Source organism: Pseudarthrobacter cellobiosi (genome assembly GCF_023913815.1).
GTDB lineage: Bacteria > Actinomycetota > Actinomycetes > Actinomycetales > Micrococcaceae > Arthrobacter > Arthrobacter cellobiosi.
Genome location: NZ_JAMXBK010000022.1, coordinates 41332 through 55147 on the forward strand (window position 1 = coordinate 41332; position 13816 = coordinate 55147).

11 protein-coding genes are annotated in these 13816 nt (G+C 66.7%); 8 read left to right on the top strand and 3 right to left on the bottom strand.

Annotated features, from left to right (window positions below):
- Positions 1-2 precede the first annotated feature (2 nt).
- The 4 genes from NG701_RS08130 (at position 3) to NG701_RS08145 (ending at position 3921) form a co-directional block, all read left to right on the top strand.
- Positions 3-689: a Maf family protein gene (locus tag NG701_RS08130; RefSeq protein ID WP_252566232.1), complete on the top strand. Its 687-nt coding sequence runs from the start codon at positions 3-5 to the stop codon at positions 687-689.
- Between the two features lie 129 nt (positions 690-818).
- A complete protein-coding gene (locus tag NG701_RS08135; RefSeq protein ID WP_252566235.1) occupies positions 819-2633 on the top strand; it encodes an acetyl/propionyl/methylcrotonyl-CoA carboxylase subunit alpha in 1815 nt (604 codons plus the stop codon).
- A 19-nt stretch (positions 2634-2652) separates the two neighbouring features.
- A complete protein-coding gene (locus NG701_RS08140; RefSeq protein ID WP_252566237.1) occupies positions 2653-3093 on the top strand; it encodes a YybH family protein in 441 nt (146 codons plus the stop codon).
- Between the two features lie 96 nt (positions 3094-3189).
- Positions 3190-3921: a glutamine amidotransferase gene (locus NG701_RS08145; RefSeq protein ID WP_252566240.1), complete on the top strand. Its 732-nt coding sequence runs from the start codon at positions 3190-3192 to the stop codon at positions 3919-3921.
- A gap of 146 nt (positions 3922-4067) precedes the next feature.
- On the opposite strand, the gene NG701_RS08150 is transcribed toward NG701_RS08145, so the two are convergent.
- The gene (locus tag NG701_RS08150; RefSeq protein ID WP_252566243.1) at positions 4068-5480 is read right to left on the bottom strand and encodes an MFS transporter; all 1413 of its coding nucleotides are present in this window, start codon (positions 5478-5480) and stop codon (positions 4068-4070) included.
- A 271-nt stretch (positions 5481-5751) separates the two neighbouring features.
- Here NG701_RS08150 and NG701_RS08155 point away from each other — a divergent pair, with 271 nt between their 5' ends.
- The 3 genes from NG701_RS08155 to NG701_RS08165 are packed head-to-tail and all read left to right on the top strand — an operon-like array spanning position 5752 to position 11013.
- On the top strand, positions 5752-7224 hold the full coding sequence (locus tag NG701_RS08155; RefSeq protein ID WP_252566246.1) for an MFS transporter: 1473 nt from the start codon (positions 5752-5754) through the stop codon (positions 7222-7224).
- Between the two features lies 1 nt (position 7225).
- Positions 7226-9454, top strand: coding sequence for a molybdopterin oxidoreductase family protein (locus NG701_RS08160; RefSeq protein ID WP_252566248.1), 2229 nt, complete (start codon positions 7226-7228; stop codon positions 9452-9454).
- The gene (locus tag NG701_RS08165) at positions 9451-11013 is read left to right on the top strand and encodes an FAD-dependent oxidoreductase (RefSeq protein ID WP_252566251.1); all 1563 of its coding nucleotides are present in this window, start codon (positions 9451-9453) and stop codon (positions 11011-11013) included. The genes NG701_RS08160 and NG701_RS08165 overlap by 4 nt, the downstream gene beginning before the upstream one ends.
- A 123-nt stretch (positions 11014-11136) precedes the next feature.
- Here the strand turns inward: NG701_RS08165 and NG701_RS08170 are convergent, their stop codons facing one another.
- Both NG701_RS08170 and NG701_RS08175 read right to left on the bottom strand, forming a co-directional pair.
- Complete coding sequence (locus tag NG701_RS08170; RefSeq protein ID WP_252566255.1) at positions 11137-11322, bottom strand: PspC domain-containing protein; 186 nt, start codon at positions 11320-11322, stop codon at positions 11137-11139.
- Positions 11323-11399: 77 nt separating this feature from the next.
- Positions 11400-12815 carry an NAD(P)H-quinone dehydrogenase gene (locus NG701_RS08175; RefSeq protein WP_252566258.1) on the bottom strand — a complete coding sequence of 472 codons (1416 nt, stop codon included), beginning with the start codon at positions 12813-12815 and terminating at the stop codon, positions 11400-11402.
- 127 nt (positions 12816-12942) lie between these two features.
- Here NG701_RS08175 and NG701_RS08180 point away from each other — a divergent pair, with 127 nt between their 5' ends.
- Positions 12943-13761: a purine-nucleoside phosphorylase gene (locus tag NG701_RS08180; RefSeq protein WP_252566261.1), complete on the top strand. Its 819-nt coding sequence runs from the start codon at positions 12943-12945 to the stop codon at positions 13759-13761.
- Positions 13762-13816: the final 55 nt, after the last annotated feature.

Sequence of the window (13816 nt, forward strand, 5' to 3'; positions counted from 1 at the left end):
CGGTGACCCGCCTCATCCTCGCCTCTCAGTCCCCCGCCCGCACCAAGCTCCTGGCCGACGCCGGCATCCGGCACTCCGTGCTGGTCTCCGACGTGGACGAGGACGCGGTCCAGGCCCACTACGGCGTCACGGATCCGCACGATACCGCGCTGCTGCTGGCCCGCGCCAAGGCCGAGGCGGTGGCCGCGTTGCCGGAAGCGGAGGGCGCGCTGGTCATCGGCTGCGACTCCATCTTCGAGTTCGACGGCGAGGCACACGGCAAACCGTACACGGCCGCCGTCGCCCGCGAACGGATGCTGCGGATGAGCGGCAACAGCGGTGTCCTGCACACCGGGCACTGGCTGGTGGACTGCCGCGCGACGGCAGCCGATGACGAGCCCGCCGAGATAGGCACCGACGCAGCGGCCGACGGCGGCAGCACGGCACCGGGATCCGGCGCCACGCTCGGGGCGGTCGCCTCCGCCGAGGTCCACTTCACCGAGATGGATCCGGAAGAGATCGACGCGTACATCGCCACGGGCGAACCGCTGCACTGCGCCGGCTCCTTTACGATCGACGGCCTAGGCGGGGCGTTCATCCGGAAGGTGGACGGGGATCCGCACGCCGTCGTCGGGCTGTCAGTCTCCACGCTGCGCAGTCTCCTCGGGCACGCCAACGTACGCATCACGGACCTGTGGTCCGCCGAATAATTGCGGCGATTTTCCGACCAATTGTAGGTTCCCTACAAAGCCGCGCCCGTTTACACGCGGAAACCGCAAGTAACATCGGCGGAACCCACAAAATCGCGCTAGGCTCCCTGAAGGAAAGAAGGAGACGCCTTGTCAGCAAATTTGGAGCAGTCCGCTAGTCCCGTGCAGTCGAACCTCACCAAGGTGCTGATCGCAAACCGAGGCGAAATCGCAGTGCGCATCATCCGCGCGGCACGCGACGAGGGCATTGCCTCCGTGGCTGTCTACGCCGATCCGGACCGCGACGCGCTCCATGTCAGGCTGGCCGACGAGGCCTACTCCCTGGGTGGCAACACCGCCGCGGAGTCCTACCTGGTGATGGACAAGATCATTGACGTTGCCCGCCAGTCCGGTGCCGACGGCATCCACCCCGGTTACGGTTTCCTCGCCGAAAACGCCGAGTTCGCCGCCAAGGTCATCGCGGCCGGCATCACCTGGATCGGCCCGTCCCCCGAGGCCATCTCCGCCCTCGGCGACAAGGTGCAGGCCCGTCACATCGCCGAGAAAGTGGGCGCACCCCAGGTCCCCGGCACCGCCGATCCTGTGCAGTCGGCCGAGGAAATCCTTGAGTTCGTAGACAAGTTCGGCCTGCCCGTGGCCATCAAGGCAGCCTTCGGCGGCGGCGGCCGCGGCATCAAGGTGGCCCGCACCCGCGAAGAAATCCCGGAGCTCTTCGAGTCTGCCGTCCGTGAGGCCACCGCAGCCTTCGGCCGAGGCGAGTGCTTCATCGAACGCTTCCTGGACGCCCCGCGCCACGTCGAAACACAGTGCCTCGCGGACGCCCACGGCAACGTCGTTGTCATCTCCACGCGTGACTGCTCGCTGCAGCGCCGCAACCAGAAGCTCGTTGAAGAAGCACCGGCCCCGTTCCTCACCGAAGAGCAGAACCGCCGCCTGTACGAATCCTCCAAGGCCATCCTGAAGGAAGCTGGATACCAGGGCGCCGGAACCTGCGAGTTCCTGGTGGGCCAGGACGGCACCATCTCCTTCCTCGAGGTCAACACCCGCCTGCAGGTGGAGCACTGCGTCTCCGAAGAAGTCACGGGCATTGACCTGGTCCGCGAACAGTTCCGGCTGGCCCGCGGCGAGGAGCTCGGCTACGGCGACCCCGAGGTCCGTGGACACTCGTTCGAATTCCGCATCACCGGCGAGGACCCGGGCCGCAACTTCATGCCCGCCCCCGGCACCATCACCACCCTGAAGAACCCCACAGGCCCCGGCATCCGGATCGATTCCGGCGTGGAGGAGGGCGATGTTATCAGCGGCAACTTCGACTCGATGCTCTCCAAGCTGATCGTCACCGGCGCCACCCGCGCCCAGGCCCTGCAGCGTTCGCGGCGCGCCTTGGAGGAAATGGTGGTGGGGGGCATCCCCACCGTTATCCCGTTCGACCTCGCCGTTGTTTCGGACCCCGCTTTTGCGCCCGCGGAGGGGCCTTTCAGCATCCACACCCGCTGGATTGAAACCGAATTCGTAAACAACATTCCCGCCTGGACGCCGGACGGAACCGCTGAAGCCAGTGGCGACGCCGGTGAACGCCAGCGCGTGGTGGTTGAAGTGGGTGGCAAGCGCCTCGAGGTTATCCTGCCGGCCTCCCTTGGTTCGATCGGGGCGGGTTCCGCCGCCGGCGCGAAGTCCAACAAGTCCAAGAAACGCGTCCGTTCAGGCGGAGCGGCTGCGGCCGCCGCCGGCGACGCGCTGACCTCCCCGATGCAGGGCACCATCGTCAAGGTTGCCGTGGCAAACGGCGACGTTGTGTCCGAGGGTGACCTGGTGGTGGTGCTCGAAGCGATGAAGATGGAACAGCCCCTGACCGCGCACCGTTCCGGCATCATCACCGGACTCAGCGCAGTGGCCGGTGAGACGGTTTCGGCCGGCGCCGTCATCGCCACGATCGAAGACTAGACCCTGCCGGAGGCACCCCATGCTCGCACCCAGTTTTGAAGAAGAAGTAGACCGCTACCACCTGGCGGTTCCGGAAATCACCCGCGGGAATCCCGGTGCCGTCAAGGACCTGTATTCCAGGCTCGACGACGTCACGCTGGCCAACCCGTTCGGCGGCATCGCACGTGGCTGGGCCCAGGTGGAGGCCCGGCTGGACCAGGCGTCCCGGCAGTTCCAGGACGGCGAGATGCTGGGCTTCGACACCATCACCTCCTACACCGCACGCGACACGGCCTACCTGGTGGAGACGGAGCATTTCCGGGCCCGTCTGGAGGGCGCCGCGGCGCCGGAAGAGTTCGCGCTCCGCGTGACCAGCATCTTCCGGCGCGAAGAAGGCTACTGGAAGCTGGTCCACCGCCACGCAGATCCTGCCGCCCAGCCGCAGTCCCGCCGGTCCCTCGCGCAGCCTGCCAGCCACTGACGTCCCTCTGGCGCCGGGGCTGTGCTCCGGCGCCAACTGCAGGCTGGCGCTGGGCGTCCTCTGGCGTTGAGCTGGGGCGAAAGGCACACTTAGCGTGTGAAGCCTTTCCTGTTCCTTGCCTCCCGGGCTGAAGACGCCGCCGCCGAGGAAGAGTATGAGGCGTACCTGACCTATGGCGGGCTGACCCCTTCGCAGCTGAGGCGTGTCCGGCTTGAGGCCGCTCCCCTGCCGCAACTGGACCTGGCCGAATTCTCGGGCGTGATTGTGGGCGGGAGTCCCTTCACGTCCAGCGACCCGGCAGACCACAAGAGCGAAACGCAGCACCGGGTGGAGCATGAACTGGCCGGGCTGCTGGACCGGATCGTGGCCCGCGACTTTCCGTTTCTGGGCGCCTGCTACGGCGTGGGGACTCTGGGCAGGCACCAGGGCGCCGTGATCGACAGGACCTTCGGCGAACAGCTGGGCGGGGTGGAAATCGAGCTGACGGAGGCGGGGCTCGCGGATCCGCTCCTGCACGGGATGCCACGGCGTTTCACCGCCTTCACCGGGCATAAGGAGGCTTGCACCAGATTGCCCTCCCACGCGGTGCTGCTGGCATCCTCCCAGGCCTGCCCCGTCCACATGTTCCGCATCAAGCAGAACCTGTACGCCACACAGTTTCACCCGGAACTGGACGCGGAGGGGCTGGTCACCCGGATCGATATCTACCGGCATGCCGGATATTTCCCGCCGGAGTCCGCCGAGGAGCTCATGGCTGACGCGCGGACGTACACCGCCACGGAGCCCATGAAGATCCTCCGTAACTTCGTGGCCCGCTACGGCAACTGACAGCGGCAACTGGAGCCCCGCCGTCGTGCGTTCCTCCCCGGTTGGTCCCGCCGCACACAGCAATGCCCGGCGCGCTCCCCGGAATAACGGGGAACACGCCGGGCAGTTCTGTCAGCAACCGGGCTGGAAGGCCCGACGGCGGGGCGTCAGGCTACGTTGTTCTCGTAGTCCAGGTCGCGGGTTTCCTTGCTCACGAACAGCGCAATCAGGGTCAGCACGGACATCGCGGTCAGGTAGACACCCACCAGGACCGGGCTGCCGTCGGCCAGCTCCCAGAGCGCGACGGCGATGAACGGAGCCACCGCAGCACCCAGGATGCTGGACACGTTGTAACTGACGGCGGATCCCGTGTAGCGCACATTGGTGGGGAACAGTTCCGGCAGCAGCGCACCCATGGGGCCGAACGTGAGGCCCATCAGGGAGAAGCCGATGACCAGCAGGGCCATGGTGCCCACGAAGCCGCCGCTGAACAGCGGGACGAACAGCAGGCCGAAGACGAAGATGCCACCGGTGACGGTCAACAGCATCTTGCGGCGGCCGTACTTCTCCGCCAATGGTCCGGAAACAAGGGTGAAGATGCCGAAGAAGACGACGCCGGCAATCAGCATCCAGAGGAAGTCGTTGCGGGTGAAGCCCAGGCCGGGAACAAACGCTGCCGCGGCGGCCTCGGACATCGGCTTGCCGGCCTTCTCGGCGGCAGCCCGGGCGGCATCCAGGTTGGAGGCTCGGGTGCCGTAGGTCAGCGTGAACGTGGTCATCAGGTAGAAGAGCACGTACGTGGCGAGCATGATGAACGTGCCCAGGATGAGCGGACGCCAGCTGGTCTTGAAGACCCGGGCCAGCGGCAGCTTGGCCACCTCATTGGATTCGAGCACCTTGGTGAAGGCAGGCGTTTCGATCAGTTTGAGGCGGACGTACAGGCCGATGATCACCATGACGGCGCTGAGCAGGAACGGCACGCGCCAGCCCCAGGCCAGGAAGTCGGCCGGTGTCAGTGCATAGCTGGCCACCAGGAAGATCACGTTGGCGATGATGAAGCCGATGGGTGCACCGAGCTGCGGGAACGTGCCGTAGATGGCGCGCTTGTTGGCCGGGGCGTTTTCCGTGGCCAGCAGGGCCGCGCCGCTCCATTCGCCGCCGAGGGCGAGGCCCTGGGCGAAGCGCATAACAACGAGCAGTGCCGGAGCCCAGAACTGCCAGCCCGGGACCAGCGCAGTGGGCAGGCAGCCGATCAGGAAGGTGGCAATGCCCATGGTCAGCAACGAGGCCACCAGGGTGCCCTTGCGGCCGAACTTGTCGCCGAAGTGGCCAAAGACGATGGATCCCAGCGGGCGGGCAACGAAAGCCACGCCGAAGACAGCGAAGGAGCTGAGCAGCTGGGTGGTCTCATTCTGGTTGGGGAAGAACAGCGCCGGGAAGACCAGTACGGCGGCGGTGGCGTAGACGTAGAAATCGTAGAACTCAACGGTGGTGCCGATCAGGCTGGCCACAATCACGCGGCCGCGTGAGTTCACCGCCTTGGGGGATCCTTGCTCCGCGGTGGTTTGCGTAGATGACATATGAACACTTTCCTGAGAACCGGCCGGGCCCGGTAGGGTCCGGCATGCAGTAGTTAGAGTTCAATATTAGTTCCGGCCGTCCAGTCAATGGACAAAAGGTCCACCATATGGACTAGTGGCACACGTCTCATCCTTCGGTCCGTTAACTCTCCTCACGTCGCCCGTCGGTTGCCGATAGGCAAATGTCACAGCGCGTTAACAAACGGCGACCGTCCATGAAACGCACGTTCTCTACCTTGGAAGGACAACATCCCCCAAGAGGAGGTCCACCGTGACTGTTGACCGCAGCGCAGATGCCGGCACCGGCAATTCCGTAGATATAGACACCGCCCCGTTGCACGGAGGCGTGTCTTCATCCGCCAGCGCCCAGCCCTCCACCCGTACAACCGACGCCCCCGCCCTTGAATTCCGTCCTGGCCGCTGGATCGCCAACTGGAACGCCGAGAACAAAGAGCAGTGGGAGTCCGCCGGCCGAACCATCGCCCGCCGCAACCTGAACTGGTCCATCTTCGCCGAGTTCCTCGGCTTTGTGGTCTGGCAGCTCTGGTCCATCGTGGTGGTCCAGCTCCCGGCAGCCGGCTTTACGTTCACCACCTCGGAAATCTTCTGGCTGATCTCGATGCCCAGCCTGGTAGGCGCCACGCTCCGGATCCCCTACACCTTTATGGTTCCCCGCTTCGGCGGCCGGAACTGGACCATCGTGTCCGCGCTCCTCCTTCTGATTCCCGCCGTTGGCCTGGGACTCTGCGTCTCCAATCCGGAAACCCCGTTCGGTGTGATGCTGCTGGTGGCTGCACTTGCAGGCTTCGGCGGCGGCAACTTCGCCAGTTCCATGGCCAACATCACGTTCTTCTACCCGGCCCGTGAAAAGGGCTGGGCTCTCGGCCTGAACGCCGCAGGCGGCAACATGGGTGCCGCCGTCGCACAGCTCGCCGTCCCGATTGCGATCACCCTGCTCGCGGTCGGCAGCGTCAACCTGCCGATGGCCGGCTGGATGTGGATCCCCTTCATCCTGATCGCCGCCTTCGGTGCCTGGAAGTACATGGACAACCTCACCAGCGCCAAGGGTGACGTGGCCGGCTCGGTCGCGGCGCTCAAGGAACCGCACCTCTGGATCATGGCGCTGCTGTACATCGGCACCTTCGGTTCGTTCATCGGCTTCGCCGGCGTGTTCCCCAAGCTCATCAAGGACTACTTCCCGGCCTTCTCCTCCATCGGAGTCGGCACCGTGGCACTCTCGCTGGCCTTCCTCGGCCCGCTGGTCGGTTCACTCGCCCGCCCCTACGGCGGACGCATGGCTGACCGCATGGGCGGGGCCCGGATGACCGTGGCGGCCTTCGCCTCCATGGCCGTCATCACCCTGACCATGATCTGGACCCTGCCGCTGAAGAACTTCTGGCTGTTCCTGGTCCTCTTCCTGATGCTTTTCACCGCCAGCGGCTTCGGCAACGGCGCAACCTACCGGATGATCCCCATCATCTTCGCAACGTCCAGCCGGGCTGCGAAGTCCGGTGCCAGCACGGTGGAGACCCAGCGGCTAGCGTCATCGGCCCTCGGACTGATCTCGGCCATCGGCGCCTACGGCGGCTTCGTTATCCCGCAGGTCCTGAACGCTTCCAACACAGCCAGCGGCTCCTATACCCCGGCCTTCTACGGTTTCGTCGGAGCCTACGTTGTAATGCTGGCGGTCTGCTGGTTCTGCTACATCCGCAACGCCAACCGAAACGCGATGGGACACGTCTAACATGACCAAAAGCGCCGACACGCACTGCCCTTACTGCGCCCTGCAGTGCGCCATGACGCTCACGTCCCCTGCGGGACTGACCCCGGCTTCCGAGCCGGGGTCAGTCCCCGTGCCGGCTGAATCCGCGGCGCTGGCCGCTGCGGACGCCACCCTTCTGAAGGCCCCCCTACTCGAAGTGAGCGGCCGCGACTTCCCCACCAACCGTGGCGGACTCTGCCGCAAAGGCTGGACCTCAGCCACGCTCCTGAACCACCCCGGACGGGTCACCGAACCCCTGCTCAAAGGGGCCGACGGCGTCCATCGCCCCATCGGCTGGGACCAGGCCCTGGCGCTGGTCACCACCGCCGTGAAGGACACGCAGGCACGCTACGGCAAGGACGCCGTCGGGGTCTTCGGCGGCGGCGGCCTCACCAACGAAAAGGCCTACATGCTAGGCAAGTTCGCCCGCCTGGCCCTTGGCACCTCACGCATCGACTACAACGGCCGCTTCTGCATGTCCTCCGCCGCGGCCGCCGGGATGCGCGCCTTCGGCCTGGACCGCGGCCTCCCGTTCCCGCTGACAGACCTGGACTCCGCCAGCACCATCCTGATGCTCGGCTCCAACGTCGCCGAAACCATGCCGCCGTTTGTGCAGCACCTCCAGGGCGCCCGCGACGCCGGCGGGCTGATCGTGGTAGATCCCCGCCGTTCAGCCACGGCAAAATTCACGGCCGACGGCGGCGGACTTCACCTCCAGCCCCTGCCGGGCACCGATCTCACCCTTCTGCTGGGCCTCTCGCACGTGATCATCCACGAGGGCCTGGCAGACGAAGACTTCATCGCGGCACGCACCACCGGCTATGAAGCCGTGGTCCGCAGCGTCAACTCGTTCTGGCCCGAACGCGTCCAGTCCCTCACCGGCGTCCCGGCGGAGCTCATCCGGGAAACCGCCCGCAGGCTCGCCGACGGCGCGGGCAAGGGCGGCAGCTACATCCTTACCGGACGCGGTGTGGAGCAGCACGTGGACGGCACGGACACCGCCACCGCCGCGATCAACCTCAGCCTCCTGCTGGGCCTGCCCGGCTCGCGCCGCAGCGGCTACGGCACCCTCACCGGCCAGGGCAACGGCCAGGGCGGCCGCGAGCACGGCCAGAAGGCCGACCAGCTCCCCGGCTACCGGAAGATCACCGACCCCGCCGCCCGCGCCCACATGGCCGGCGTCTGGGGCGTCCCCGAAGAAACCATTCCCGGGCCGGGACTCCCAGCCGTCCAGTTGCTGAAGTCGCTGGGACAGCCCGACGGCGTCCGGTGCCTTTTTGTGCACGCCTCCAACATCGCGGTGGCCTCCCCCGACGCAAACGCCGTCATCGCCGGGCTCCGCAGCCTGGACTTCCTGGTGGTCTGCGACTTCTTTATGTCCGAGACGGCCGCCGAAGCCGACCTGATCCTCCCGGTCCTGCAGTGGGCCGAGGAGGAGGGCACGCTCACCAACCTCGAGGGGCGCGTCCTCCGCCGCCGCCAGGCCCTGCAGCCGCCGGCCGGCGCACGCAGCGAACTGTGGATCATGGCCCGGCTGGCAGAAGCGCTCGGGGCCCCGTCCACGTACAGCGAAGATCCGGAAACCGTCTTCGAGGAGCTGCGGCTGGCCTCGGCCGGCGGGCACGCCGACTACTCCGGCATCGATTACGCCATGCTGGACCGCGGCGAAGCTGCCTACTGGCCGTACCCCGTAGGGAGCACCGGCACGCCCCGGCTCTTCCTGGACACGTTCGCCCACGCCGGCGGCAAGGCGGTCATGACCCCGGTGACGCCCCGCCGTCGTCGTACGCCGGCCCCCAATCCGGACCCGGCCGCGAAAACCATGACCCTGATCACCGGGCGCCTCCTGGAGCACTACCAGTCCGGGGCACAGACCCGGCGGGTGTCCGAGCTGCTGGCCAGCCAGCCCGAGGCGAAGATGCAGATCCACCCCGCCGCAGCGGCCGCCATGGGCATCACCGAGGGTGCTTTTGTCTCGGTGGCCAATGAACGCGGTGAGGTGGTCTGCCGTGCGGAACTCAGCACCGCGATCCGGCCCGAGACAGTCTTCCTGCCGTTCCATTTCCCGGAGCTTGAAAGCGCCAACCGCCTCACCGAGGCGGTGACGGATCCCATTTCCGGGATGCCCGAATTCAAGTTCAACAAGGTGTGGGTCCGGGCGATCGCAACCGGACTTCAGAACAGTGTTCTTCAGACATCGGAGGCCTCATGAGTGAGCAGATTGTCATTGTTGGTTTCGGCCCCGTGGCTGCCCGCCTGATCGATGAACTGTTGCCCGCGGTCCGCGACGGGCACGTCAGCCTCACAGTCGTGGGCGAGGAAGCCGAGGCCGCGTACAACCGTGTGCTGGTGGCCGATCTTGGGGTCGGACGCACCACTGCCGATGCCCTGGCCCTCTCTGACGCCGCAGCCCTGGCCGAAGATGGCGTGGACGTCCGGCTTGGCGTGCGCGTCCGCCGCGTGGACCGCGCCCGCCAGCAAGTGCTCCTCACCGACGGCACCTCGGCCCAATATGAGCGGCTGGTCTTCGCCACCGGTTCCCGGCCCGTCATCCCCAACCTGACCGGCATCAACCCCGATCCCGCCTCCCCAGTCCTTCCGGCCGGCGTCACAGCCCTCCGGGACCTTCGCGACGCTGCAGTGCTCAAACAGGCAGTCGACGGCGGCAAGCGCGTGGTGGTGCTGGGCGGCGGTGTCCTTGGGCTCGAAACAGCCCTCGCCGCTGCCGAGGAAGGTGCCACCGTCACGGTGGTGCACAACGGGCCGCACCCGCTGGGGCGCAACATCGACCGCGGCGGCGGGGCGGTCCTCGCGGCCAGCCTGCGCCGGTGCGGCGTCCGGATGGCCGGCAACGCCCGGTCCACCGGGGTGGAGCACAACGCGCCCGACGGCGGGTTCTCGGCGCTGCTGCTCAATGACGGTTCGGCGATCGACGGCGATCTCCTGGTCCTCTCCTGTGGCGTCCGTCCCCGGACCGAGCTCGCGGAGGGCTGCGGCCTGTCCACCGGTACCGGCATCCTGGTGGACCACCGGCTGCGTGCCCACCACGAGCCGCACATCTTCGCGATCGGCGACTGCGCCGAGGTCCGCTGCCCGGACCCCGCCTGCGGTGAATGCCGCACGGCGAAGGGCCCGTCCGGCCTGGTGGGACCCGGGTGGCGGCAGGCAGAATGGCTGGCCGAATACCTGACGCTGCTGGCCACCGGCACGCAGGAGGAAGCCGACGCGCTGCAGGAGCTGCCCCAGGAACAGGCCGCCGTGATTGTGCTGAAGGCCCGTGGCATGAACATGGCTGTGGCCGGCGACAACGGTGCCGAGCCGTGGGACGAAGAAGTGCTCACCGCGGGCGCCGTGAACGGCCGGCCGCGCCTTCAGATCGCCCAGTGGGCCGATCCGGAACACGGCCGCTACGTCAAGATGACCACGCGCGGCGGAGTGCTGGAAGGCCTGGTGGTCGTGGGCATGCCGCGGACCGCCGCGGAGCTAGTGGGACTGTTTGAGCGTGGCGCGGAGCTTCCGGCTGACAGGTCATTGCTCCTGCGCCTGGATGGCCCGGACCAGCTGGCCGCGTCCGGTCCCGCGGATCCGGCTGGCACCGTGTGCCGCTGTGCCGGAGTCAGCGGGGCCAAGATCCAGGGTGCCGTGGCGGATGGCTGCTCCACCGTGGCCGAGGTGTCCAAGGCAACCCGCGCCGGCACCGGCTGCGGCGGCTGCCACGAGGACATCAAGGGGCTCATCGAAAAACACTTCCAGGCGGCTCCCGCCGCCTGAAAGCATGGGTAGCTGAGCCCCAGGGTGTTGTCCAGATCGAAGAGGACAGCTCGAATTTCCACCCACCAAGCGTAGCGGCCGGTGTGCTTTCTCGCCCGGGCCCTGGTCTGGGCAAGCCCTGCTCTACGCCGGGGCCTTGGGGATCATGATCCACAGCGCGATGTAGACCAGCTCGCCGATCCCCACCAGGCCAAAGATCACAAACCCGAGCCTGACCAGGAACTTCGGGATCCCGAATCGGGCTGACAGGGCGGCACAAACCCCACCGATGATTTTTCCGCTGCGCGGCCGCTCCAGAGCTGTAGTCATGCCCGCCACGCTACCCGAGATTGCCGGCGATGGAGACTGCCGGGTCCCTCGGGTTTCGGCAGCTCAACCACCGGTACTTACATGCGGACGTGCAGGCGCCGCGCCGCTTCCGAGATGGAACCGCTCAGTGACGGGTAGACGGTGAAGGTGCTGGCGACGTCGTCGACGTGCAGCTTCTGGGTGACCGCAAGGGAGATGGCGAAGATCAGCTCGGAAGCGTTCGGCCCCACCACAACACCGCCAATCACGGTGCCAGAGCCCTTACGGGCGAAGATCTTGACGAAGCCGTCCTTGTGATTGCGCATTTTGGCGCGGGCATTGCTCTTGAGCGACAGCTTGACGATGTCGCCCTGGTATTTGCCGGACTGGATCTCGGCCTCGGAGACGCCCACGTTCGCGATCTCGGGTGAGGTGAAGATGTTCGACGCCACCTGGTGAAGCTTGAGCGGCATAACGCTGTCGCCTAGGAAATGGGCGATCGCGATCCGGCCCTGCATTGCGGCCACCGAGGCCAAAGCCAACACGCCGGTGCAGTCGCCGGCGGCGTAGATGTTCGGCGCCGTGGTGCGGGAGACGCCGTCGACCTTTATATGGCCGCTCTCGGTGAGGGCCACGCCGGCCTCTTCAAGGCCGATGCCCGCGGTGTTCGGGATGGAGCCCACGCAGACCAGGCAGTGGCTGCCGGTGACTTTCGATCCGTCACCAAGGGTGACCACCACGCCGTCGTCGGTCCGCTCGACGGTTTCGGCACGGGCGCGGGACAGGACCCGCACACCGCGGCGCTCGAAGACTTCCTCCAGCACCTCCGCGGCGTCGGTGTCCGAGCCGGGCAGCACCCGGTCACGGCTGGAGATCAGGGTGACTTTGGAGCCCAGGCCGTTGTAGGCCGAGGCGAACTCGGCACCGGTGACACCGGAGCCCACGACAATCAGTTCCTCGGGAAGCTCGTCAAGGTTGTAGATCTGCGCCCAGTTCAGGATGCGTTCCCCGTCCGGCCGCGCGGTGGGCAGCTCGCGGGGATGCGCGCCGACGGCCAGCAGGATGGTGTCCGCTTCCACGATTTCGGTGCCGTCAGCGGTCAGGACCTCGATGGTGTGGTTGTCCAGGAGCTTGCCCGAACCAAGCAGGATGCGGACGTTTTGGTGCTCAAGTCCGGTGGAGATGTCGGTGGACTGTTGGCGGGCAAGGCCCAGCAGGCGGTCGTTGATGTGTTTGAGGTCGGCGCGCATCGCCGGCACAAAGTCGCCGCCGTCGACGTCGAACTTCACTCCCAGCTCGCCCGCCTCACCGACGCGGGTCATCAGATCCGCCGTCGCGATCAGGGTCTTGGAAGGCACGACGTCGGTCAGCACGGCGGAGCCGCCCATGCCCGCGCGTTCGATGATGGTGACCTGCGCCCCCAGCGAGGCAGCGACCATAGCGGCTTCGTATCCGCCGGGGCCACCTCCGAGGATTGCGATCCGGGGTGAGCTGAAATCAGGGTGCGTAGTCACAATCAACCATTCTCGCGCATCTGCGCAGGGACCACCAATAACGAGTGCCCCGTCACGGTGCCGTCTGCGGCCCGGCGCGACGCTGTTGCCACTGTGCACAGCGGCACCAGCACGATAACTTGTACCAGTGAGTAATACAGACTTCCAGAACACGGACCCTTTCGCCGCCGCGCGCTCTGCCGCTGAGTACATCGCGCAGGAGACCGGGGTGGACAATCACGACGTCGCTCTCGTCCTGGGCTCAGGCTGGGCCGAAGCCGCCGACCTCATCGGCGAGACCACCGCCACCCTGACCGCCGACACCGTCCCGGGCTTCCACGCCCCCGCGGTCGAAGGGCACGTCGGCACCATCCGCTCCGTCCTGACCAAAGAGGGCAAACGCGCGCTGGTCCTGGGCGCACGGACGCACTACTACGAGGGCAAAGGCGTCCGCGCCGTGGTCCACGGCATCCGCACCGCTGCCGCTGCCGGCTGCAAAACCCTGGTCCTCACCAACGGCTGCGGAGGGCTGAACGAAAGCTGGACGCCGGGCACCCCGGTCCTCATCAAAGATCACATCAACCTCACCGCCACGTCCCCGCTTGAAGGCGCAACGTTCGTTGATCTGACGGATCTGTACAGCCCGCGCATCCGTGCCCTCGCCCGTGAAGTGGACTCCTCGCTGGAGGAAGGCGTCTATGCCCAGTTCAGCGGACCGCATTACGAAACACCGGCCGAAGTCCAGTACGCCAAGCGGATCGGCGCGGACCTGGTGGGCATGTCCACTGCTTTGGAAGCGATCGCCGGCCGGCACGCAGGCATGGAAGTGTTCGGAATTTCGCTGGTCACCAACCTCGCGGCCGGCATCAGCGCCATGCCGCTGAGCCACCAGGAAGTCATCGAGTCCGGCCAGGCCGCCGGACCGCGCATCTCCAAGCTGCTGGCGGGCATCATCGCCAAGCTTTAGGACAACGCGGGGTCACTTAGCGCCCATCCGAGGCTTCCCATGGGCGTTTAGTGAC